The sequence below is a fragment of the Microvirga arabica genome (genome assembly GCF_016811235.1).
Taxonomy (GTDB): Bacteria; Pseudomonadota; Alphaproteobacteria; order Rhizobiales; family Beijerinckiaceae; genus Microvirga; species Microvirga arabica.
The window spans coordinates 14,115-36,209 of sequence record NZ_JAFBID010000022.1 but is presented as its reverse complement, the minus strand read 5'-3'; the positions used below and the strand labels follow the sequence as shown (position 1 = coordinate 36,209).

Annotated in this window: 19 protein-coding genes; 6 read left to right on the top strand and 13 right to left on the bottom strand. The window is 61.0% G+C overall.

Annotated features, from left to right (window positions below):
- Window positions 1–33: 33 nt before the first annotated feature.
- Genes JQC81_RS13350 through JQC81_RS13330 form a run of 5 tightly spaced genes read right to left on the bottom strand, consistent with a single transcriptional unit; the run spans window position 34 to window position 6,961 of the window.
- Window positions 34–2,412, bottom strand: a complete 2,379-nt coding sequence (locus JQC81_RS13350) for a glycoside hydrolase family 31 protein (protein ID WP_203272303.1) — start codon at window positions 2,410–2,412, stop codon at window positions 34–36.
- Window positions 2,413–2,433: 21 nt separating this feature from the next.
- Window positions 2,434–3,513, bottom strand: coding sequence for an ABC transporter ATP-binding protein (locus JQC81_RS13345; RefSeq protein ID WP_376772404.1), 1,080 nt, complete (start codon window positions 3,511–3,513; stop codon window positions 2,434–2,436).
- Between the two features lie 13 nt (window positions 3,514–3,526).
- Window positions 3,527–4,576, bottom strand: a complete 1,050-nt coding sequence (locus JQC81_RS13340) for a carbohydrate ABC transporter permease (RefSeq protein ID WP_203272301.1) — start codon at window positions 4,574–4,576, stop codon at window positions 3,527–3,529.
- 7 nt (window positions 4,577–4,583) lie between these two features.
- Window positions 4,584–5,621: a carbohydrate ABC transporter permease gene (locus JQC81_RS13335; protein WP_203272300.1), complete on the bottom strand. Its 1,038-nt coding sequence runs from the start codon at window positions 5,619–5,621 to the stop codon at window positions 4,584–4,586.
- Window positions 5,622–5,680: 59 nt separating this feature from the next.
- Window positions 5,681–6,961 carry an ABC transporter substrate-binding protein gene (locus JQC81_RS13330; RefSeq protein ID WP_203272299.1) on the bottom strand — a complete coding sequence of 427 codons (1,281 nt, stop codon included), beginning with the start codon at window positions 6,959–6,961 and terminating at the stop codon, window positions 5,681–5,683.
- Between the two features lie 370 nt (window positions 6,962–7,331).
- Between JQC81_RS13330 and JQC81_RS13325 the strand changes: the two genes are divergently transcribed.
- Entirely contained in the window at window positions 7,332–8,342 is a 1,011-nt protein-coding gene (locus JQC81_RS13325) for a LacI family DNA-binding transcriptional regulator (protein ID WP_203272298.1), read from the top strand.
- A gap of 213 nt (window positions 8,343–8,555) precedes the next feature.
- Here the strand turns inward: JQC81_RS13325 and JQC81_RS13320 are convergent, their stop codons facing one another.
- Both JQC81_RS13320 and JQC81_RS13315 read right to left on the bottom strand, forming a co-directional pair.
- Window positions 8,556–8,924 (bottom strand): Atu4866 domain-containing protein, encoded by a 369-nt coding sequence (locus JQC81_RS13320; protein ID WP_203272297.1) that lies wholly within the window; start codon window positions 8,922–8,924, stop codon window positions 8,556–8,558.
- A 15-nt stretch (window positions 8,925–8,939) separates the two neighbouring features.
- Window positions 8,940–9,668 (bottom strand): SDR family oxidoreductase, encoded by a 729-nt coding sequence (locus JQC81_RS13315; protein WP_203272296.1) that lies wholly within the window; start codon window positions 9,666–9,668, stop codon window positions 8,940–8,942.
- A gap of 134 nt (window positions 9,669–9,802) precedes the next feature.
- Here JQC81_RS13315 and JQC81_RS13310 point away from each other — a divergent pair, with 134 nt between their 5' ends.
- Together JQC81_RS13310 and JQC81_RS13305 are read left to right on the top strand one after the other, a co-directional pair.
- Window positions 9,803–10,702 carry a LysR family transcriptional regulator gene (locus JQC81_RS13310; RefSeq protein WP_203272295.1) on the top strand — a complete coding sequence of 300 codons (900 nt, stop codon included), beginning with the start codon at window positions 9,803–9,805 and terminating at the stop codon, window positions 10,700–10,702.
- Between the two features lie 265 nt (window positions 10,703–10,967).
- Window positions 10,968–11,402 carry a DoxX family protein gene (locus JQC81_RS13305; protein ID WP_203272294.1) on the top strand — a complete coding sequence of 145 codons (435 nt, stop codon included), beginning with the start codon at window positions 10,968–10,970 and terminating at the stop codon, window positions 11,400–11,402.
- 44 nt (window positions 11,403–11,446) lie between these two features.
- On the opposite strand, the gene JQC81_RS13300 is transcribed toward JQC81_RS13305, so the two are convergent.
- Window positions 11,447–12,424: a LysR family transcriptional regulator gene (locus JQC81_RS13300; protein WP_203272293.1), complete on the bottom strand. Its 978-nt coding sequence runs from the start codon at window positions 12,422–12,424 to the stop codon at window positions 11,447–11,449.
- A gap of 106 nt (window positions 12,425–12,530) precedes the next feature.
- Here JQC81_RS13300 and JQC81_RS13295 point away from each other — a divergent pair, with 106 nt between their 5' ends.
- The 3 genes from JQC81_RS13295 to JQC81_RS13285 are packed head-to-tail and all read left to right on the top strand — an operon-like array spanning window position 12,531 to window position 14,830.
- On the top strand, window positions 12,531–13,445 hold the full coding sequence (locus tag JQC81_RS13295) for a pirin family protein (RefSeq protein WP_203272292.1): 915 nt from the start codon (window positions 12,531–12,533) through the stop codon (window positions 13,443–13,445).
- A gap of 34 nt (window positions 13,446–13,479) precedes the next feature.
- Window positions 13,480–14,109 (top strand): NADPH-dependent F420 reductase, encoded by a 630-nt coding sequence (locus JQC81_RS13290; protein WP_281400271.1) that lies wholly within the window; start codon window positions 13,480–13,482, stop codon window positions 14,107–14,109.
- A gap of 58 nt (window positions 14,110–14,167) precedes the next feature.
- Window positions 14,168–14,830, top strand: coding sequence for a hydrolase (locus JQC81_RS13285; RefSeq protein WP_203272290.1), 663 nt, complete (start codon window positions 14,168–14,170; stop codon window positions 14,828–14,830).
- Window positions 14,831–15,385: 555 nt separating this feature from the next.
- Here the strand turns inward: JQC81_RS13285 and JQC81_RS13280 are convergent.
- The 5 genes from JQC81_RS13280 to JQC81_RS13260 form a co-directional block, all read right to left on the bottom strand.
- A complete protein-coding gene (locus tag JQC81_RS13280) occupies window positions 15,386–16,759 on the bottom strand; it encodes an MmgE/PrpD family protein (RefSeq protein ID WP_203272289.1) in 1,374 nt (457 codons plus the stop codon).
- A complete protein-coding gene (locus tag JQC81_RS13275) occupies window positions 16,759–17,679 on the bottom strand; it encodes an isocitrate lyase/PEP mutase family protein (RefSeq protein ID WP_203272288.1) in 921 nt (306 codons plus the stop codon). The genes JQC81_RS13280 and JQC81_RS13275 overlap by 1 nt, the downstream gene beginning before the upstream one ends.
- Before the next feature lie 12 nt (window positions 17,680–17,691).
- Window positions 17,692–18,777, bottom strand: coding sequence for an ornithine cyclodeaminase family protein (locus tag JQC81_RS13270; protein WP_203272287.1), 1,086 nt, complete (start codon window positions 18,775–18,777; stop codon window positions 17,692–17,694).
- 25 nt (window positions 18,778–18,802) lie between these two features.
- A complete protein-coding gene (locus JQC81_RS13265) occupies window positions 18,803–20,794 on the bottom strand; it encodes a tripartite tricarboxylate transporter permease (protein ID WP_203272286.1) in 1,992 nt (663 codons plus the stop codon).
- Window positions 20,795–20,928: 134 nt separating this feature from the next.
- Complete coding sequence (locus tag JQC81_RS13260) at window positions 20,929–22,035, bottom strand: Bug family tripartite tricarboxylate transporter substrate binding protein (RefSeq protein WP_203272285.1); 1,107 nt, start codon at window positions 22,033–22,035, stop codon at window positions 20,929–20,931.
- Window positions 22,036–22,095 lie beyond the last annotated feature (60 nt).

The window sequence follows — 22,095 nt, the reverse complement described above, 5'->3', positions numbered from 1 at the left end:
CTACCTGTCAGCTGTCAATCAGCGCCGGAATCCTCACTGCGGGAAGGCCGGCGCTCCCTGCACGATCTTCACCGCGCCCTGGGAGCCCCGAATCTGGATCTCACCCGCAATGCCGACAGGCCGAACCACAATCTGCTCGAAGGCAGGTCCATACGAGCCCTTGGTATCGACGGAGAGCACGCAGTTCTTCTGGCTTGGGCGAAGCTGGACGTGGAGTTCCAGCCGGCCCGCGCCTCGCCAGTCCGTCGTGTCGCCATCGTCCTCGTAGAGGTAGCCTTCTGAATCATTCTGGGGGGCCCCGAACACGATTAACTCGCGCTGCGTATCAGTGCGCGGGTCAATTCCGCTGGTCTGCCCCGTGACAGGGATCATGGCTCCGCACCGGGCGAAAACAGGCAGTCGGCCAAGGGGAGCCGCAACCGTGATGGTCTGTCCTCCATCGAAGTGACGCCCATCATGGAAAGAAAACCAGCCGCCCTCATGCTCCGGCAGATAAACCTGCCGTTCCATCTTCCCCTGCTCTAGGACGGGAGCCACGAGAAGGTCCGGGCCGAGCATGAAGCTGTCCTCGACAATCAGGGCAGAATCATCGTTCGGAAATTCATAGAACAGGGGCCGCACGACCGGCTCATTGTCACGCGAAGCACGCCACATCTGCGTGTAAAGATAAGGCATCAGTCGGTAGCGCAGCGTGATCGTGTCGCGAACCTGCGGGATGATGCTCTCGTGCATCCAGGGAAGGTTGACAATGCCGTTGTCCTTCCAGGAATTCATCACAAAACGCGGCCAGAGGGCGCAGAACTCCACGAAGCGACTGAACAGTTCCGCATCCGGGCTGGGTCCGTGGAACCCACCGACATCGTGCCCAATGTTGAACATGCCGGACAGGCTCATGTTCAGCCCCTGAGACAGGTTAAACCGCAGGGTCTTCCAGGCGGTCTCGTTGTCGCCTGACCAGGTCTGCGCATAACGCCAAAGGCCTGCCGATCCCCCGCGGGTGATTGCGTAGGGCCGTTTGCCAGGCGCGTGAGCCGCCTGCGCCTCGTAGGACAACTTCGTCATGAGAAGCGGCTGCGCGGCGCGCGCCAGGGATTGTGGGAACGGACGGCCATCACCATGGCACAGAGCATCCTCGTCCCAGATCTCATATTCGTTGTTGTCGTTCCAGATCGTGACAACGCCATAGTCGAGCAGAGCGGTCTGAATTCCGTTCCGCCACCAGTCGCGACCACCCGGGTTCGTGAAGTCAACATGGAAACCCAAACCGTCCCAGAACTGCGCAACAGCAGGCTCGCCGGTTTCACCATCCTTGACGAGGATGTCCCGCTCCATCGCCTCCTTCAGGCGCGGGTGATCATCGAGGAGGCACGGCTTGAGATTCGTCACCGGCTGCATGCCGGCTTCCTTCAGGCGCGCCATGGTGGCGGCAGGATCCGGAAACTTGTCGCGGTTCCAGTTGAAGGCATAGCGTCGATGCCCGATGGATGTGTAGCCAGAGCCGAAATGGAAGCTGTCGCAGGGAATGCGATGATGCCGGCACTTCTCGATGTAGTCGGTGATCCTCGCATCGGCGTCGGGCGCGTCCGCGATGGTCATGGACGTGGTGCCATACCCAAAGGACCATTTCGGGGCGAAGGCCTGGCCGCCGGTCAGCCAAGAGAAGCGGCGCACCACATCGGGGACGGAGGGTCCCGCCATCACATAGAAATCGAGATCACCGTCCTGTGCGCTGTAGGACCGGAACGGGCCGTGATAATTGTCGATCGTGCAGCCCAGATCCATCTCGCCGACGGCGAGGTTGTCATAGAAGACCCCGTGCGCGCCTGTGGGTCCATCCACGATAAAGAACGGAATCATCTTGTAGAGCGGATCGCTCAGCTCCGCATCGAAGCCGCAGGGATCCACTGCATCGATCTTGAAGCGGCGGCCGGTATGATCGAGAGGGCCCGCCTTGTCCCCGACGCCGTAATGACGCTCCTGCTCGTCTCGGGCCATAACATGCTGCAGCGCTCCAGTCTTGTGCGACAGGAAGTACGCCTGTGTGGGCCGATCCTGCAGGAATGACCGATCCTCGCCTTTGCGATGCCAAGCAACGCCGAAAGGCGAGAGGGTGATGACAGCAGTCAGGCCTGCAGCCTCCAGCTGGATCCTGCCTTCCTGCTCCGAGACAGAGGCCTCAGGGCAGCTGAACCCCTCTGTGGAGTCGCGCAAGCGTCCCTCGAAGGATGGCTCGAGCCCTCCCGGCGCGATGGTCCAGCCGCGGTCCAGCCGATATCCGCCGTCGCGCCTCATGACGACGCGGCCGATATCCTGCTCCAGGATGCCGACACGCAGTTCCGCGTTCCGGCCGAGATCGAACACGGCCCAAATTCCGTCGCGGCCGCGATAGCGACCCTCCGTCAACGCTTTCATCGAATTGTCTCCTCAGCAGTATCAACGGATGCGGATTGCTTGTCCGCCCGCGTCGAAAAGGTGAAGCGCCTCGCGCTTGAGACGAAGTCCAACCTTTTGGTTCCGGTCGTATCTGACCTGTCCATCCTGGCGCACGGTCAGCTCTGGGAGACCGGGAGCCGATCCGTACAGATAGGTTTCTCCCCCAAGCTGCTCCACCAAGTTGACCGTGATGAAAAGATCCGCCTGGGTCTCGTCTACGACATCAATGTGCTCCGGGCGCGCGCCCAGCGTTATGCTGGCCCCTGAGGCTGTCTGACCGGTCGAGGGCAAAGGAATTGTTCGCGTGTCATTTCCAATGGTGACCTGTCCGGAAGCCGCTACCCGCGCCGGTAGCAGGTTCATGCGGGGCGAACCGATGAAGCCTGCCACGAAGAGATTAGCCGGATGGTTGTAGACTTCGAGTGGCGTTCCAACCTGCTCGATGCGTCCGGCTCGCAGCACCACGATGCGGTCGGCCAGGGTCATGGCCTCGACTTGATCGTGCGTGACGTAGATCATGGTGCCGCCGATCTCCGCATGGAGAGCCGCAAGCTCTTTGCGGGTTGCGACGCGCAGCTCGGCATCAAGGTTGGACAGCGGCTCGTCAAACAGGAAGATCTTGGGATCGCGTACGATCGCACGGCCGATCGCGACGCGCTGGCGCTGCCCGCCCGAGAGAGCTTTTGGTTTGCGGTCGAGATAGTCGGTCAGCTGAAGCATCTGGGCCGCCCGGCGGACGCGCTGATCGATCTCGGATCGGCTCAGACTCATGTTCTCCAAAGCGAAAGCCATGTTCTTGTAGACGCTCATGTGCGGGTAGAGCGCATAGGACTGGAACACCATCGCAAGCCCGCGGTCCGAGGCCGGAACGTTCGTGACGCTCTGCCCATCGATCCGGATTTCGCCGCCACTCACCTGCTCCAGACCGGCGATGATGCGCAAAAGCGTGGACTTCCCGCAGCCGGAAGGGCCAACGAACACTACAAATTCGCCGTCCTCGATCGCCAGATCGACTCCGTGAATGATCGTGGCGGCGCCGTAGGATTTCTTGATGTCGATGAGCTTCAGCTCTGCCATGATTCAATCAGTCCAGTTATTTCATCCCGGTATTGGCAATACCGGTGGTGATGAAGCGTTGCAGGAACACGAACACGATCGCGACCGGGGTCAGGGTCATCACGGTCATCGCCAGGAGATACTGCCACTGCGTCTGCAACTCGCCCTGGAAAGCGTTGAGGCCGATCTGCAGCGTGTAGGACTCGGTCTTTGTCAGGACGGCAAGCGGCCACAGGAACTCGTTCCAGCGCCACATGATCGAGAAGATGGTTAGCACGGCGAGTGCCGGCAGGGTCAGGGGCATCACGATGCGCCAATAGATCTGCCACTCCGATGCCTTGTCCATGCGAGCCGCTTCGATGAGATCGCGCGGCAAGGTCAGCATGTACTGACGCAGGAGGAATACGCCTGTCGGTGTCGCTGCTCCCGGCAAGATCACGGCCCAGAGTGAATTAACAAGTCCGAGCTTGGTCACCACCAGATAAACCGGCACCAGGATGATGGTGATTGGGATCATCAACGTGCCAATCACCATCAGCATGGCGGCATTCTTGCCCTTGAACTCATAGATTGAAAGGGCATAGGCCGCCATGGAGTTGATCAGAAGCGTGATCAGTGTCGCGACCACCGTCACAAAAACGGAATTCGCGAGGAACTGCGGGAAGGCAAAGCGCTCCAGCGGTTCGGTGTAGTTTTCCGTGGCGAGTGCGAACTGGCGCACGGGTACCCGCTTGTCGATGGGCACCCTGAGCTGCTGGCCCGGGTTGGCCGGATCGATCATCTGGGCTTGGATGCCGACGCGGCGGACCTGTGCGAGCTCGCGCGTGGTCCCGTCCTCCATAGTCACCGTGAACAGAGGCAGCGGCTGCGGGTAGCCAGGCACGGTCACTTCCTTCTGCGACATCGGCAGAAGGGAGGGCGGAAACTCGAGGAGGCTAGCCTGTGTCTTGAATGAGGACAAAACCAGCCACAGCACCGGGCCGAACATTAGGAGCACGCCGAGCACCAGGTACGTGTAGGCTGCAATGTCAGTCCAATGCCAACCTTTGGGATTGCGGCGGGCTGTAGCGAGACGAGCAATGTTCATGACGGCCTCACGAGGACTTGCGTTGCGTGAAGGCGAGCTGCGCCAACGTCAGGGCGAAGAGCACGATGCCGAGCACGACGGAGGCCGCCGCCGCGAGACCGAAATTCTGAACCTGGTTCGAGAATGCCGTCTCGTAAATGTACTGCACGACCATGAGGGTGGATGTGCCCGGTCCGCCTCCGGTGAGCACGAACACCTCATCAAAGGTTTGCACGGCGCGGATCAGGGACAGCACGATCACAACGATCAGGTTGGGCCAGAGCAGTGGCAGGGTGAGACGCCAGAATACGCGCCACCGGGGCGTCGCATCCATCTCGGCGGCCTCGTAGATATCCGCCGGAATGGCTTGGAGGCCCGCCAGGAGGATGAGGGTGTAGAATCCCATATGGGCCCAGACCGATACGAAGATGGCCCAGAACATGGCCCAGCCGGGCTCAGCGAGAAAGAGGATTCTGTCACCGCCGAAGCCTGTGATGGCGGCGTTCAAAAGACCGTCGCGCTGCAAAATCCACTTCCAGATCAGCGCCACCACAACCGGCGACAGCAGGACGGGAAAGAAATAAACTGCCCGAAAGAAGCCGCGACCGCGGATCTTCATGTTGAGCACGACGGCAGTCAGGAGCGACAGCCCCACCATGGCAAGAACCTGAAACAGGGAGAAGAAGAGCGTGTTGTAGACGCCGCGCCAGAAATGGTCCTCACGGCAGCTGTTCGGATCCACATAGGACCCGCACTCGAACAGGTAAGCGTACTGGTCAGCCCCAACGTAAGGGCGCTCAGATGGAAACAGTGCAGGACCGCCGGTGACCGAATAGACGAAGTTGATTGCGATCGGCACGAACACGAATAGGCCGAAGAACACAAGGTTCGGCAGCAGGAAGATGTAAGGCATCCGCCTTTCGCCAATGAGGCGCTGCAGGCCCGCCATTGGCCAATCGATGATCCGGGAGACTAGTTTCAGAACAGGGTTCGTCCCGCGCGATTGGGCGAGACCACCTACCGGAGCCGGCGATGCCACCGGCGAAGTCTTTGACGTGAGGGTCATGGTGTCTTCAGCCAGAGAGAGAATGCCCCGGGCGGGACCACCCGGGGCAGGTTTCGGGCTTACTTCTTGGTGCGCTCGGCAATCTGCTGCTGCACATCCGACTCGATGCGCTGGTAGGCCTCGTCCAGTGAGGCCTCTCCGGCGATGGCTTGGCCAAGCCGGCTGATCACCGCGTTGAAGATCACACGGTTGTGGACATAGCCCTGAAGCTTGTTGGCAACCGGAGAGAGCTGCGACACGCCCTCGTTAAAGACTTTCAGCGCTGCCTTTCCTTGGGGCGAGGCGCTCTTGTACTCAAGACCTTTCTTGGCGATGCCCAAGTGGCCTGGCACGAAGAGTGAGCGTTCATAGAATTCTGCCGCAACTTGGTCGCTGGCGAGATATTCCATGAGGAGAGCGACTTCTTTTGGATGCTGGGTGGTCTTGATGGCCACGAGCGCAGCGCCGCCCGGCATGCCAGAGCAGTTGGCGGGCCCGCAGGGGGTTGGAACTGCCACCCAGTCGAATGCATCGCCGATCGTCTTGTCGAACTGCCCGATCTGCCAGGAGCCAGACTCGTACATCACGACCTGCGCGTTCTTGAACTCGTCATTCGCCCCCCGGTAGGCGGTGCCTGCCACCGAGCCCCAGAGCTCCTTCGACATCACGCCGTTCTTGTGCCAGTCGAAAACGAGCTGCGCTCCCCGCCTGAATCCTTCGTCCACAACGGCGGGTTCGCCCTTTTCGTTAAACAGCTTCGCGCCCTGCGTAATTGCGAGGCTCAAAAACCGGTGGCCGGACCGGTCAATGGCGATCGGGAACGGGGCCTGCACCTTTGCAGCAACATCCTTGGCCGCCTTCGCCCATTCCTCCCAAGTTGCCTTGGGTCCGGGCATTGGGACATTCGCCTGTTCGAACAGCGTCTTGTTGACGAAAGGCCCCGTCAGAGTGAGCTGAGTCATGAAGCCGGGTATGGACGATGTATCGCCCGGCACACGCATCCATTCGAGGAAGGGGCCGAAATTGGCTTCAAAATAGGCTGGATCCTTCAGATGAGGGCGAAGGTCGAGCATGTAGCGGGCCACGCCGCCGAGATCTGCGACACGCGCAAGGTCAGGGCCCTGCCCGGCTGCAAGCTGGACCGGCAGGTTCTCATTGATCGCTTTGAAGGGAACCTGATCAAGGACGACCTTGATGTCCTTGTTCTGCTCCTCGAACCGGCGCAGCAGATCCGACATGACTTCGCCCTCGTTGCCATCCGAGTACCAGGTCATCCGAAGGGTTGTCTGCGCATAGGCTTGGCTCATTCCCAAGCTGACAGCGAACAATGCGCAGCCCAGGAGCATCTTAGTCGTCTTCATCGTTTCCTCCGTTTTGTCTTCTCGCTCGAAAGTCGAGACTTGCTCGGATCTGTGGCGCCACGAGGGCTTCAGACCTCGTTGAGAGCTGGCTGACAGGCCAGCACTATCCTCCGTTTGGAGGCACGAAGAGGCACAGCCAAGTCCCTCATGATGCGAAGGACCAGGGCCGCTGCCCGGGTGTTTCAGCACTCCCCACCTGGGCTAGGAGGCCTTTTCACGCTGATCTCAGACCAATCACCTCAAGAAGGTTAGTGTGTAGGGTAGCATTTGGCAAACGTTTGCCTAACCTGTCTATCATCCTTTAGACTAGGCCTTCGCCAGAGCATTCACGAGGCTCGACAGGACCGGTAAAATTGACGAACAAGATGTCATGACGAAACAACGACGTATCAGGCAGGAGCCGGTTTCTCTGGCGACAGTTGCCGCTCAGGCTGGCGTATCCATCGCAACCGTATCGCGTATTGTGAATGGCGAGGTACGACGGGCCTCTCCCGAAACCGTCGAACGGGTACAGCAATTAGTTTCGGCTCTGGGCTATCGGCCCAACCACGTCGGTCGCACCCTGCGCAGGCGGGAAAGCAAGATTGTCGCGATGCTCTCGCCGAACCTCGACAATCCTGCCATGGCGGCGATCGCAGCCTCAGTCGAGACGGCGCTGCGTACGGCCGGTTACGTGATGATCCTGTGCGATACCCATGACCGCGCGGATCTTCAGGATGAATACCTGAACGCAATGCGGTCACAGGTGGTTCAGGGTTACGTGGTCGTCAATGCGGTCCGGAGCGAGGGTTTATCTGCCGCAGTAGCCCGCGGAGACCCCATCGTATTCGTCGGTCGTCGCAATCCTGACACAAGGGGGTCCTTCGTCGGCATCGATAACTGGCGCGCGGGCATGGATGCAGCAGACCATTTGTGGTCGGGCGGATTCAGGGAGATTGCCGTCATCTACCCCTCGCAAGGTTCATCGGCAACGCGCGACCGCGTCGGCGGCTTCATGGCCCGGCTTGAGGATCTTGGAATGCCCACGAGCGCACTCAGGCAGGCTGAGGCACCAGGCCTTTCGCATCTGGAGGTCGGATATGCAGCGGCTCAGAACCTCGTAAAGAAGCGTCCATGGCCTCCAGCCCTGTTCTGTCCGAGCGATCTTATGGCGTATGGGGCTTACCGCCTCGCATCCGAAGCACACGTTCAGGTTCCAAAAGAATGCAGCATTGTCGGCGTTGACGACAACACACTCAACGCCTGGATCGCCCCCTGGCTGACCTCCGTCCGCATCCCGTACGCGGATTTTGGCGCCAGAGTTGTGGAGCAATTGCAGGTCTTATGGGCTGGGGAACAGGGCTCCGAACAACTCCTGCCCCACGAGTTGATTGTCCGCTAGCGCTGTTCGTTCCGATAAACCGCACACCCGCATCACGTCCTTGATGAACAAGTTCAACGTCAGAAATGGGTCAGGTACTGATATTTCCGGACCCTTCGGAACGTCTGGTTTCCTGAGGGTTGCTGCCCATGGCCTTAGGTCTCAGGTGCGCCATGACCGGACACTGGACCCCTGTCGAGGAGCACATGACCTCGCCAGGGATCGTCTTGAGGATCAAGGACGTCGCTCTGCCTGCCCTTCTCTGTAGAACAGCATTCCGCCATGGTGGAGTACGCCATCGATGAACTCACCGTCGGCCGTGAAGCCCGTATCGTCCCAGTAGTCGATTTTGGTGCCGCGGATCTCGTAGCGGCCCCGATAGGCGCTCATGCGGGTTCCCCGCGCCTCATCATAACGACCGTTCGGGAGAAGCTCCTGGCGGATGTGGCCATCACTCGTGACCCACATGCCGATATAGGGGTGACCTGCCATCTCTGTTGCTTTCTTGACTGGGGGTTGATTGGTGCTCGCAGGCTGCCCGAGTGCCCATGGCGCGGTGACCATTGCGGCGGCAAGGACGAGAGGGAGTGCGCTCCTTGGCATCACATGCTCCTTTCCTCAGTGAGGACTCGCAGTCGGGCGAACGATGATCTCGCTCACGTCCACCTCCGGGGGCTGCTCGATCGCATAGCGGATCGCTCGGCCGATGGCGTCCGGGTGGATCGCAGTCCTGCGGAACTCCCTCATAGCCTCCCGGGTGCTCTCGTCCGAGATCGTCTCGGCGAGTTCGCTCGTGACCACGCCAGGCGAGATCACCGTGACCCGCAATCGATCCGTCTCTTGCCGAAGACCGTCCGAGATCGCCCAGACAGCGTATTTCGTCGCGCAGTAGACCGCAGCCGTCGGCGAGACCCGATGCGCACCGATGGATGCGACATTGATGATGTGACCGGAGCCTTGGGTCTCCATGACAGGCAGCACAACCGCAATGCCGTTCAGAACGCCCTTGATGTTCACATCCACCATCTGGTCCCACTCGCTCACTTTGAGAGCGCTGAGGGGCGAAAGCGGCATGACACCCGCGTTGTTAACAATCACGTCGATGCGGCCGAACTCCTCGAGCGTGTCAGACGCGACGCGCGCGAAGTCATCTCGTGACGTCACATCGAGCTGGTGGGCCCGCGCGACGCCGCCGGATGCCTCGATCCGGCTGACGAGGTCTTGCAGACGGTCGGTCCGGCGTGCGCCTACGATGACGGTGTGCCCGGCTTTGGACAGCTCCAGAGCCACCGCCTCACCGATTCCGCTGGAGGCGCCGGTGATCAAAACAACCTTCATCTCGGACATGGATTTCTCCTTTCACCCAAACCTGTGCCCGGGCCTTTGATGCGGCGGTCCCGAGCTCATGGACGAAAGGTAGTTCGACTGATCTGCGCAATCGACTTGCCAATCATGAATGCGCTGGTAAGATTTTGTCATCAATGAATACCGATCTGGCCGGCATCACCGTTTTCGTCACCGTCGCAGAAGCGCGCAGCTTCCGGGCCGCCAGCGAACGCCTGGGGGTGACGCGCTCGGCCGTCAGCCAAGCCATCAGACGCCTTGAGGAGCGGATGGGTGTGGCGCTGGTTCAGCGCACGACCCGCAGCGTTCATCTCACCGAGGCCGGAGAGCGGCTCTATCAGGCGGTGCGCCCTGCGCTCGACGATGTCAGCACTGCCATGGAAGCCGTCGGCGAGATGCGCGCACAGCCCAGCGGCATGCTGCGCATAACAGTCTCCTCCATTGCCGAGAGATTCCTGGACGGCCCGCTGCTGGCGGCCTTCCTTGCGACATACCCCGACATCCGCCTCGACATCACTGTCACGGACGAGGAATCCGACATTGTGGCCGAGGGCTTCGATGCCGGCGTGCGTCTCGGTGAAGTAATCGAGCAGGACATGATCGCCATTCCGGTATCGAATGAGCAGCGCCAGACGGTTGTGGCTTCCCCTGACTATCTGGCGCGGCATGGTGCGCCTGCGCATCCCCAGGATCTGCCAAAGCATCGCTGCATAGGATGGCGACCAAACCCGCAGGTCGCCCCCTACCGATGGGAGTTCACCGAAAACGGGCGTGACTTTACTGTCGACGTGAACTCTCGCGTGACCACCAACGACATGAGGGTGATGATCCGTCTTGCTTGCGCCGGAGCAGGCCTCACCTTCGGGATGGAAGAGACTTTCCGTCCCTATATTGCCCGAGCTGAACTCGTGCCGCTTCTGGAAGAGTTCTGCCCGCCGTTCTCCGGCTTCTACCTCTACTATCCGACTCGCAGGAATGTACCGCTCAAGCTCCGTGTCCTCATCGACTACTTGAGACAAAAACGCCGGGATCCCTAAACTGCCGATGGCATGAGGTGAGCCAGACATGGAGCCTCATGTTTTCACAAATGCTTGCTCAAGGTCAGCAAGCAGACCAACGCGTTACCTCCTTAACGTGCCAGAAATAGCTAGCCTGAGCTTTCATCCTGCATCGATAATGTTCGATTTTTTCGAACATATTGATCCACTTTATTCGTCTTTTCCGCTATGCTGCATGATGGCATCTTTCCTTCTGTCCACGGCGCCTTGCACAAACCGCGCCCTTTCAGAAGGAATTATCGTCATGTCAAACTCAGCAGCCGTCCCTCACACCCACACTCAGCGCCGTTCAGCTTTCGCCCTTGCTGATGCTGCTTCTCTCGCGGGCCGAGTACTCCTGAGCGCCATCTTCGTCATCTCAGGCGCCTCAAAAATTGCCGCCCCGGCCGCAACGATCGGCTATATCGAATCCGCAGGCCTGCCGCTGGCGCCTCTCGGGTTCGCTCTTGCGGTCATTGTTGAGGTCCTGGGCGGCCTTGCACTGATTGCCGGTTATCGCACGCGGCTCGTTGCGGCAGGGCTCGCAGGCTTCACTCTTGCGACGGCGCTCGCGTTCCACGGCAATCTCGCGGATCAGAACCAGTTCATCCACTTCTTCAAGAACATCGCCATGGTCGGCGGATTGCTTCAGGTCGTGGCCTTCGGTGCAGGCCGCTTCAGCCTGGATGCCCGCCGCTAACGACTTGCCTTCAGATCAATCGACGTCAAAACGAAAGGCCGCGCTCACTCCGCGGCCTTTATCGTTTGCGGTCTGCCGTCCGCAAGGGAGCGGGCAGCATTTTCATCGTCCCTTGCAGTCGGGCTCTCGGCTTGCTCCTGAAAGCGCTTGATCAGCCATGAACCGGCAGGGCCAGGCGGCGTATCCGTTCGATAGATCGCCTGCAGCCGGTAGGATCCGCCGCGGCAGTCGGGCATATCAAGGTGGACGAGCCGGCCAGCAGCCAGGTCCTCGCGCACCATCGGCTCCGGCATGTTGCCCCAGCCAATGCCCTCTCTCAGCAGCATGTGCTTGGAGCCAAGATCCGCCAGACGCCACGTCTGTGTTGCCACAACGGCCATATCCTGGCCCTGCGTGAAGGGCGAGCGGTCCGTCAGCACAAGCTGGATGTGGTCACGCCCTGCGCCAGGGGCATTCTGACCCGCACGGGCCAGCGGATGATTGGGCGCCGCCACAGGCACCAGCTCGACGCCGCCCACGCCGATCCGCTCGATCCCGGCGATTTCCGCATCGAGCGGCAGACCCACTCCGATCGAGGCGGAACGGTTGAGAACCATCTGGGTCACGGCTCCGAGCGCCTCAACGTTCAACCGCAGATGAACCGTCGGAAACTCGGCCCGGAACTCCTTGAGGGCATCGACCACGCGCCAAGCCGGCAGCATCACGTCGAGCACGAGGTGGATCTCCGCCTCCAAGCCCTGCAGCAGCCCTCTGACCTTGGCGCGTAGCCCATCAACTCCATTGGAGACGGTCCTAGCTTCGGCCAAGACCATCCGGCCGGCTTCGGTCAGCTGAGGCTTGCGGGTGGATTCCCGGTCGAAGAGCGACACCCCGAGCTGCGCCTCCAGGTTGGCGATCGAGTAGCTGATGACAGATGTCGCCCGACCCAGCTTGCGGGCCGCACCGGCAAAACTGCCCACATCCACGATGGTGAGAAAGATCCGCAGCTGATCAAGCGTCGGGACCCCTGGACTGGACGGCATACCAATTTCCTCGAACGTTACGGTTCATATTATGCCAGTTTTCGGGATACGGGAAATCGCCTTCAATGTCCTCACATAGCGTGCCACTGCTGGAAAGGACAATGCCATGACAGTTCAGTCCTATGCTGCCGAAGTCGAACAGATTGTTCTGCCGGCCGTTCGCGATCTCGGCGATGGCTTTCAGGTGCGCCGCGCATTGCCGTCTATGCATCGCCGCATGGTCGGACCGTTCATCTTTCTCGACAGCTTCGGCCCCGTTGCTTTTCAGGCGGGTGAAGGTCTCGACACGCGTCCACACCCTCACATCGGGCTTGCAACCCTGACCTACCTCATCAATGGCGAGATTCTGCACCGCGACAGCGAGGGCTATGTGCAACCGATCCGCCCTGGTGAAGTCAACGTCATGACGGCGGGACGCGGTATCGTGCATTCTGAGCGGAGCAGCGACACAACACGTGCCAGCGGCGGGACGGTGTTCGGCTTCCAGAGCTGGGTGGCGTTGCCCACAAACCAGGAAGAGACTTCTCCAGGCTTCCAGCACGCCAACGCCAGCGAACTTCCCCAGATGGAGGGAGAGGGCATAAACCTCAGATTGATCGCCGGTTCCTTGCATGGGCGCACCGCACCGACGCGCACCTACTCCGATCTGTTCAACGCCGATGTGTCTCTGGACAATGGAGCGCGCCTGCGCATTGATGCGGAGCATATCGAACGCGCGGTTTACGTCATCAGCGGAGAGATCGAAGTTGCCGGGCAGACCGGGAGCTTCGGCAAGGACCGGCTCGTCGTGTTCAAGCCCGGTGCGGAGATCGTGCTGCGTGCCGTCGATGCCGCTCGCCTGATGCTGCTCGGCGGTGAGCCGCTGCCTGAGAAGCGCTACATCTACTGGAACTTCGTGTCGAGCCGCCGCGAGCGCATCGAGCAGGCTGCGCAGGATTGGCGCGACCGTCAGTTCCCCGGCGTTCCCGGCGAGACCGAGTTCATCCCCCTGCCTGACACCCCGCCTTTCCGGCTGAAGTGACACATACGCGTCACGCTCTGTCCTGAAAAGTTCACTGCCTCCCAACCTCCAGAAGGATCTCTGTGCCATGACCTATGCCATCATCGGCTCGGGCGCGATTGGTAGCGCTGTCGCCCGCCAGTTCGCCCGTAGCAACATCGACGTTCTGATCGCCAACAGCCGGGGGCCGGAATCCCTCGCAGGCCTGGTGGCAGAGCTCGGACCTCATGTGACGCCGGCAACTGTGCCGGACGCCATGAAAGCAGATGTCGTGATCCTCGCCGTGCCCTTCACGACCGTCGGTGACGCTGTTCAGGGCTCTGCCCAATGGAACGGCCGGATCGTCGTCGACGCGACGAACGCCATCGACTTCCCGGCTTTCACACCCAAGGATCTTGGAGGCCGTCCCTCGACGGCCATCGTCGCCGAGATGGTTCCCGGAGCACGGGTGGTCAAAGCATTCAACACCCTGCCGGCAGCCGTGCTGGCCAGTGAGCCGGCGCAGGATGGCGGTCGCCGCGTTCTGTTCGTCTCGGGCAATGACGCCAGCGCCAGCGCTGATATCGCCAGACTGATCGAGCGCCTTGGTTTCGCGCCGATCACGTTGGGCGAGCTGAATCAGGGCGGGCTGCTCCAGCAGTTCGGCGCACCGCTGGTCGCCCAGAACATGACGAAGCACGGGTGACATCGTCTCCCGCCTGCTGACAACCCTCCCGCATAACCTCCCTTGAAAGGATGCTCCAATGATTACGTCAAAACCTGTCAGAGTCGGCCTCGACGCGATGCTGACGCCGGACACCTGCGCCCTGATGCTCATCGACCATCAGCCGTTCCAGGTGAGCGGCGTCAAGAACATCGATGCTGCCCTCATGATCAACAACGTCGTGATGCTCGCAAAGGCCGCCAAGGCATTCAACGTGCCCACATTGCTGACCACGGTCCTCAAAGGCCGCGGCGGAAATCTCATCAAGCCGCTTCAGGATGTCTTTCCCGAACAGAAGCCCATCGACCGGACAACGATCAACACCTGGGAAGACGAAAGCTGCGTCCGGTGGGTGGAGAGCACGGGCCGCAGGAAGATCGTGATTGCAGCCTTGTGGACCGAGATCTGCCTCGCCTTTCCGGTCATTCACGCTCTTGGCGAAGGCTACGAGGTATATTTCGTCACCGACGCCTCCGGCGGAACCAGCATGGAGGCCCACGAGATGGGAATTCAGCGGATGATCCAGGCCGGTGCCATTCCGCTCACCGCCAGTGTGTTCATGGCGGAGCTTCAACGGGATTGGGCTCGCGAGGAAACAGCCGGCAAGGTGGCAGAGATCCTGCTCGAGCACGGCGGCGCCAGCGCCACCAATCTGGCTTGGGAACTCCAGCTTCTCGCCGGAAGACCCGGCTCTGGCGTCTGACCTCCCGACAGCGAAGACAGCTCACGAAGCGTTTAGGCACTGAGCGGAGCTCGGAGATTCCGGTCTCCGCTCGAAGGACACCGGCACAAGGATGCGGTTTGCTTCCCGACTACAGCGTCTTGTTCTAATGGATTGGCGCCGATGTCCGGAATGGGTTAAAGGGCGAAGTACAGCGAGGATCCCTGGAGGTCCGCTGATCATCCCATCTGGGACATGAGGGGCATTAGACCTGATCGGAGTAACGCAGCTCCCCGCTAGGGCTGTCCGCGTCCGGGGCGGAGATGATTAGACCTTCCGACTACCACCGATGCGATGTAGGCGATGCGCAATGCCCGTTGTCCTGGGCCCCACAGGGGTGCTACACAGGGCGGGCACAGGTCTGCGTTAAGCCCTTGTAAAGTCACGGGTTCTGAGAGGATCCCGGAGAGTCTCCCCCTCTCCGCCATTTGTCTTAATTAAAGCACTAATAAGATTTGGTTATTTTACTTGGCGACTCGACTGGCCCTAACGTGGGCCCTAACAGCGATCATCGCACCATAAGCCGCAATTGTCGCCTCAGCCGCTTACCTGTCTAAGACCAACTGAACAGTCCGCGATCGCCTCAAAATCATTGAGTGCTGCCAATAGAGCTTTCATACGCGGTGCGTCCTCCTGCGCCGTCAGACGGGTGAACTTGCGCTCGATGTCGGCGTCGGAGAATGGATGGTCTGGGCATCCAAGGAAGCTGTCGGCCTCCCTCGAAATCTCGCGACGATCGCGAAGGCGGAGTGCAAGCCCCACACCCCAGCCTTTAGGCCGCCCGGCCCTGAGCTCAATCCGCTCGGACAGACTAAGGATCGCTTTGTCTTGAAGAATCTCGTCCGAGAAGGAGGCCGGGTCTTCGAGGTCGCGGTAGGCGGCTGTGGCAACCGAGAACGGGACCGAGTACTGTGCCAGCATCAGGTCTGCGGGGCGCTGTTCGGAGTGATGAGTCAGGACCTTGTCCGATACTGTCAGCGTCAGCCCCTCGATGGCATCGCCCTCGAGGCCGTACTCGGTCATCACCTCACGAAGCAGTTGGACCGGCGCCTGCGCCGTGACGTGGCAGGCATAGCGCTTGATGCACAGGCGCTCGATTTCATAGTCCTTCCCCAGACCTTTTGTCAGGAGGGTCGCATCCGAATGCTCACAGAAGGCGTCGAGCACCCCGAAGCGCCCCTCCAAAATGGGCTTCGGCGCTTCAAAGCCGTTGCGGGCTAAGAGAGCCGCCATAACGCCGGCTTCCGCGGCACGCCCCAGGTGGAGCCGTTTCACCATGCCTCCTTCGCGCGCCTTGGCGAAGCTCAGAAGACCGCCGGCAAAGGAGCCCGCGAGGCCGAACGCATTGGCAAGCTGATCAGCGCTGAGCCCCAGAAGTCGCCCCGCCGCCGCCGCGGCCCCAAAGGGGCCGGTGATTCCTGGGGCGTGGAACCCTAAGCTCTCAGGCGTATGAAGGGTGGCATTCCCGATGCGGAACATCACCTCGGAGCCGGCAATGATGGCGGCCAACACCTCGCGACCAGAGCTGCCGAGGCTCTGACCAACCATCAGGGCCGGAAGCGCAACCGTCGCGCCCGGATGAACGCCCGCGCCAGGCTTGCGCAGGCAATCGAGTTCGAAGGCATGTGCGAAGGCACCCAGGCAGAGAGCGGCCTGGGGCGCGGGCAATCCCCTGCCCAACGCGGCCGGGAGGCTGCAAGGCCCCTCGCCTGCTACGGACCCGACATAATCTGCGAGCACCCGCGACCACGGCAGGCGGCTGCCATGGATCGCGCAGGCAACCGCATCGATCAGGCAGAGCCTCGCCACCCGTGTCACAGGGGGCGTCAGGTCCGCCGGCCGAATGCCAGCCACGTACGTCGCTAGGATTTCAGCAGCGGATGGCTGCTGCGCAGGTGCATCGGCGCCCATCAGTGAGCCCCGTCCTTCTGATACTTCCGCCCGATCTGTGCTTCCGGCAGATACCGGCGCTCGATCTCCAGGTACTCCGCATAGCCCATCAGGTCGGTGATCGTGCTCATGTCGGCCACGAGATCGGGCCTCTCCACGATCGCCTCCTGCTCCATGGCCTGCCGCATGACCTCCAGCGCCTGCTGCATGCCGTGGATTGCGGCAGCTGGAAGCATGCGCGAGAGGCTAACCCAGCGAACGCCAAGCGCCCTCAGGGATTGGATTGACATTAGTGGCGTGGTCGAGCGGGTGCGAATACCGAAACCCATGTTGATGCGCACGGGAATCCTCACCGCACCGATGATCTTTTCGATATCGTCCTGTCCACGGACAGCATCAGGAAAGATCGCATCTGCGCCTGCAGCTTCATACGCCTTCGCACGCTCGACGGCCCCATCGATCCCCTCAACGGCAATGGCATCCGTCCGGGCGATGATCATGAAGTCGTCGCTTGAGCGGGCTGCAACGGCCGACCTGATCTTTCCAACCATTTCCTCGGTGGAGATCACCTCCTTGCCGGCCACATGTCCGCAGCGCTTAGGGGCAAGCTGATCTTCGATGCTGATTGCAGAGACCCCCGCCTCCTCGAAAGCCTTAACAACGTAGTGGACCGTCGCGGCGTTACCATATCCGGTCTCGGCGTCTGCCGAGACGGGCAATGTTGTCGCGCTGACAATGGCACGGCACGCTTCGACATTGTCCCTGAACGAGAAGATGCCGACGTCTGGCAGCCCCAGCCTCGAATTCACGAGGCCAGCGCCCGTTGTCGACAGAAGGGAGAAGCCCGCTCGCTCCGCGAGCCGTGCACTGTAGCCATCGTACACGCCGGGAGACACCAAAATCGGGTGCTCCCGTAGGAGCGCGCGGATGCTCTTCTTCATCGGAATGGCCTTTCAATTTCTTACTGACTGCAGAAACATCTCGGAAGGCAGGTGGCGCCCGACCTGTGCCGCCTGCGCACGCTCATAGAGCAGCCCCGCTACGGCGGAGAACTGAACGCCATGAATGTTCCCGCGTTCGGAGAATGTGATCTGCTCAGGTGCCGTCCGCCCTCGCGACGGGCCTGCGAGGAGATCAGCGAAGCTGATGCGGCGCTCCGGGGGGACATCCGCGTAGCGGCGAGTACCGCCATGGGAAGCCTTCACACCAGCCTCAGCAAAGGTCAGGCACTCGTCCTCGATCCGGAATTCCGGCGCTTCCGCTGGAGCTGGAGCAAGGCCAAACCGGAGCGCGATGTCCACCCTTGCGCTGGCTTTCGAATCAAGGGTTCCCCCGATGCAGGTCAGATGCATGCCCGGTTCAAGATCCCGGCCAAAAATTACGGGCCCGATCGCGCTGGCGCAGGACGACACGATGTCAGCCTCGGCGAAGACTGCTTTCGGATCGTCCACGGCACATGCGTCCAGTTCGTACGTGTCGACGATCTCCCTCGCGAATGCCTCGCGGTTCGTCTGCGTCGGGCTATAAACCTTCACGTGGGAGATCGGGCGGACTGTGGCGATGGCCGCGACGTGCGCGCGGGCCATGCCGCCTGCGCCGAGAATGCCCAAAGCGCTAGCATCCTCCCTCGCCATGTACCGCACGCCGAGCGCGGAATCCGCGCCAACGCGCATCTTTTGCAGCAAGCCGTCATGCATGATGGCGAGAAGCGCGCCATTGCTTCGATCAAAGAGCAGAATGAGGCCCATGTAAGTTCCCGGCTCCACGCAATACTTGTTCTTGCGGGAGCGCCCCTCGACGAGCTGCTGGAATACGACGTCCGACTTGATCCGGAGGGCCGCGTAGTCGCCCGACATGCCGACGGCGAGCCCGAGTTGGTAATTGCCATCAATCCCCGCCGCACCCGATTGCACGTCAATCCGAGGCGGGCATATCCCCGCCCCGTGTGCGAACGCCCGATAGGCCTTGTCCAAGGCATTGACGAACTCCGCTGGGGAGATCAGGGAGGCCAGCTCATGGTTATCGAGAAGGAGCGTCATCGAAGGTAATCGCGGTCAAGCAGGGTCATGAGCCGAAAGGCCGTGGCAGTGAGATGAACTGCTGGAGGAGCCCGGGTGCAAACTGGGCTTCCAGCACCAGATTGATGATGGCGAGAAAGACCGCAAGGCCGAGGGCGAGCGCCAGGCTGAAGCGTATCGAGGCCTGAGCCAAGATGCGCAGAAAGAAGAACACGTAGATAGGGGCGGCAAGGTAGAACCCTACAATGGCCGCCAGCGCTGGCAATGCGGCCAGAAGGCCAACAAGATAGAACGTCGCCTTGGCTCCGGTCTCACTGGCTGCGAGTTCGGCATCGGCATCGAACAGCAGACCGGGCGCCTTGCTTCTCCGCACCATCCTGACGGCCGTGATCGTGAGAAGGGCCACCGCGATGGCAGCGACGCTCAGGGGGAAGACGCTCGCGAGGAACTTCAGCTGGCTTGCATCGATGGCGATGGCGATCACGAAACCCAGAAGAAGCGCCACAAAGGCCACCTGCGGCCAGATGTTCTTTCTGGATGCAATGGAGATCTCGCGGTCCTCGCTCGACGTGCGCGATTTGGTGCGGATCGCGAAGCCGATCGAGATCACGGCCAGAATGAGAATGACAATAGCGATCGGTCGCAGAAAGATGTCGAGGCCGTAGATCTGGACGGTTCGGTAGAGCGAGGACTCGAGGCGCTGGGACAACACCAGACCAATTAGCAGTGCCGCCCGCGACCACCCGAACCGCCTCATGTACATGCCGACCACGCCGACAACCAGCAGGGCGATTAGATCGCCCCAGTCCGTCTTGGCCTGGTAAGCAGACATGAAGACCATAACGATGATAAACGGAGCGATGAGTGTGAACTTGATCGCCGTGAGGGACGCAATCGGGCGGGCCAAGGCCATGCTGACGCCGGTGGCGAGCACGTTGGCCAGCGCAAGGGACCAGATGATGAGGTAGATCAGGTCGGCCTGGTTCGTCACCATCGTCCGGCCTGGGGTGACACCAATGACGACAAGGCCCCCCAGAAACAGCGCCATCGTGCCCGACCCCGGAATGCCGAAGAACAAGGTCGGTATCAGGTCCGCGCCATCCTTAGCGTTGTTGGCGGACTCAGGCCCGATGACCCCGCGCACGTCGCCCTTGCCGAACTGACTGCGGTCGCGCGAGGATTGCACGGTGTGGCCGTACGAGATCCAGCCAACGACGCCGCCGCCGAGACCAGGCAAGATGCCGGTAAGGGCCCCCAACGCGGAACAGCGAACAACGAGGCCGAAGTTCCTCAGGACATCCCTGATCCCAGCAAGCCAGCCGGATCCAACGAGTTCCTTCTGGGCGATGGCATGGTGCTGGCGCAGAACGTCAACAATCTCCGGCAGAGCGAATGCCCCAAGGGCAATGATGACAAGCGGCACTCCGTCGGAAAGATAGATTGTATCGAAGGTGAACCGGTACTCAGCGGTTGCCTGGGATGATCCGATGGTGCCGATCAGCAACCCCAGTGCGCACGAGGCCAGCCCCTTCACGACATTGGCGCCCGTCAACATGCCAACGAGGGTCAAGGAGAGAATCACCAGCATCAGCTGCTCGCCAAAGCCGATGGCCAGGAGGATCGGGCGAGCGGCGACGAACGCGAAGGTGAGGACAAAAGCGCCGATGAGGCCGCCCACCAAAGACGCCGCAAAGGCCGCGCTGAGCGCACGGGCGCCCTCGCCCCGCTGCGTCATAGGAAATCCATCGAGCACGGTGGCTGCGGTGCCCGCGCCTCCCGGTACACCGATCAGCACCGAGCTGAAGGTGTCCGATGTGGCCGTAACTGAGGTCAGCCCGACCATCATGGCCAGTGCCGGGCCTGGATCCATGCCGAAGATGAACGGCAGGATCAACGCCATCCCGGATAGTCCGCCGATTCCGGGAAGAATGCCGACGATCATCCCGAGACCAACACCCAGCAGGAGAAAAAGCAGGTGCGGGCCGGTCAGGAGTTGAACCAGGGCAGGTCCGGCATGCTGAAGGACAGAGAAATCCATTCGCGGTGTCCAAAGTCGAGCTGAAGGGCAGCAGCCAGATTCACACAGCGTCCGGCGATCAGGACGCTTGAGCTGTCGCGGGCAAAGGAGCCGGCCTCTATCTAAAGGCGCGGCCGGCTCCTAAAGTTCGCTGTTTAGTTCACAGTGATGCTGTGACGGGTGCGCAGCCACTCTCTGAGCCACTTCTGCTGCTCTTCCGTCATGCTCAGCCCGCCCTTGAAGATCGCTTCGGAGGCAGCGCCCGTGCTTTGCGGGTAGACGCTCAGCACGAGCTTTGCCTGGGGGCTCTGAAGCACATCCGTCTTCAGGGCAGCCTCGGTGGCCTTCGTATAGACATCGACGATCTCCTTCGGCGTTCCCTGGGGCAGGACGAGCATTTTTGAACCCATCACGCGCACATTGAACAAAGCCTTCCAGACTTCGTACTCGATGCCGGAGAGCGGCTTGCCATGGATCTTTTCGTAGAGTTCCAGGAAGGTCGGCACATCCGGCAGCATGGGATCGCGCACGATCTTACCGTCCTCCTGTTCAAAGCCGAAGGTGAAGATCGGAGTTGCAACACCGTCATCGACGAGGGGCTTCACTTCCTCGTTCCAGGACGCGGCGTTGTCATACTTCAGATTGAACTCGCCCCGTTCAAATCCGGCCCGGGATTCCGCATTGCTGAGGCCATAGACGCCTTTCTGCTTGATGCCGAGAAGGTCGAAACTCAGGAGAGCCGGAAGGTCGGACGAGGTCGGGCCGGAGCCGCCATAGACCGGCGGATTAGCAATCAGCTTCTTGATGTTCTCAACCGGATCCTTGCCCAGGCCCAAGTCGTTTCGCGCATAAGCGAGGAGCCCGAAGGGAGAGGTCAGGAACGGCTTGAACTCCGGCAGCGGATAGGCAACGGCTTTGTCTTTCAGGATGTACTGGAAGAAGGTTCCTGTCGCAATCGCCGCGATCGTCAACCCGTCAGGCTTGGCATCCTTGTGAAACTGGTTGATGCCGCGGACCGATCCACCCCCGTCGATGTTGCGGATGACGATCGTAGGCTGGCCCGGCAGGGTCTTTTCCAGGGCCATCGCAAACAGGCGGCCGTGAATGGTCGACCCGCTCCCCTCCTGGTAGGGAATGATCATCGTGATGCGCTTGCCGGCAAAGTCCTGGGCGGAGGCCGCTGGTGCCGCCAGCGTCACGGTTCCGAGCGCAGCAATGGCTCCGAGCAGCGCTCCCAATCGAAGGCTCTTTTGGTTTTGCATGGTTATTTCCTCTCCTGTGTTTCGCGCCGCGCTGTCTGCTCCGACAGTCTCTCGGCACCT

Bases quoted from the DNA above. Each gene is read 5' to 3' on its own strand.
- JQC81_RS13350 (WP_203272303.1), bottom strand. From the start codon at position 2,412: ATGAAAGCGTTGACGGAGGGTCGCTATCGCGGCCGCGACGGAATTTGG.
- JQC81_RS13340 (WP_203272301.1), bottom strand. From the start codon at position 4,576: ATGAACATTGCTCGTCTCGCTACAGCCCGCCGCAATCCCAAAGGTTGG.
- JQC81_RS13335 (WP_203272300.1), bottom strand. From the start codon at position 5,621: ATGACCCTCACGTCAAAGACTTCGCCGGTGGCATCGCCGGCTCCGGTA.
- JQC81_RS13330 (WP_203272299.1), bottom strand. From the start codon at position 6,961: ATGAAGACGACTAAGATGCTCCTGGGCTGCGCATTGTTCGCTGTCAGC.
- JQC81_RS13325 (WP_203272298.1), top strand. From the start codon at position 7,332: ATGACGAAACAACGACGTATCAGGCAGGAGCCGGTTTCTCTGGCGACA.
- JQC81_RS13320 (WP_203272297.1), bottom strand. From the start codon at position 8,924: ATGCCAAGGAGCGCACTCCCTCTCGTCCTTGCCGCCGCAATGGTCACC.
- JQC81_RS13315 (WP_203272296.1), bottom strand. From the start codon at position 9,668: ATGTCCGAGATGAAGGTTGTTTTGATCACCGGCGCCTCCAGCGGAATC.
- JQC81_RS13310 (WP_203272295.1), top strand. From the start codon at position 9,803: ATGAATACCGATCTGGCCGGCATCACCGTTTTCGTCACCGTCGCAGAA.
- JQC81_RS13305 (WP_203272294.1), top strand. From the start codon at position 10,968: ATGTCAAACTCAGCAGCCGTCCCTCACACCCACACTCAGCGCCGTTCA.
- JQC81_RS13300 (WP_203272293.1), bottom strand. From the start codon at position 12,424: ATGCCGTCCAGTCCAGGGGTCCCGACGCTTGATCAGCTGCGGATCTTT.
- JQC81_RS13295 (WP_203272292.1), top strand. From the start codon at position 12,531: ATGACAGTTCAGTCCTATGCTGCCGAAGTCGAACAGATTGTTCTGCCG.
- JQC81_RS13285 (WP_203272290.1), top strand. From the start codon at position 14,168: ATGATTACGTCAAAACCTGTCAGAGTCGGCCTCGACGCGATGCTGACG.
- JQC81_RS13280 (WP_203272289.1), bottom strand. From the start codon at position 16,759: ATGGGCGCCGATGCACCTGCGCAGCAGCCATCCGCTGCTGAAATCCTA.
- JQC81_RS13275 (WP_203272288.1), bottom strand. From the start codon at position 17,679: ATGAAGAAGAGCATCCGCGCGCTCCTACGGGAGCACCCGATTTTGGTG.
- JQC81_RS13270 (WP_203272287.1), bottom strand. From the start codon at position 18,777: ATGACGCTCCTTCTCGATAACCATGAGCTGGCCTCCCTGATCTCCCCA.
- JQC81_RS13265 (WP_203272286.1), bottom strand. From the start codon at position 20,794: ATGGATTTCTCTGTCCTTCAGCATGCCGGACCTGCCCTGGTTCAACTC.
- JQC81_RS13260 (WP_203272285.1), bottom strand. From the start codon at position 22,035: ATGCAAAACCAAAAGAGCCTTCGATTGGGAGCGCTGCTCGGAGCCATT.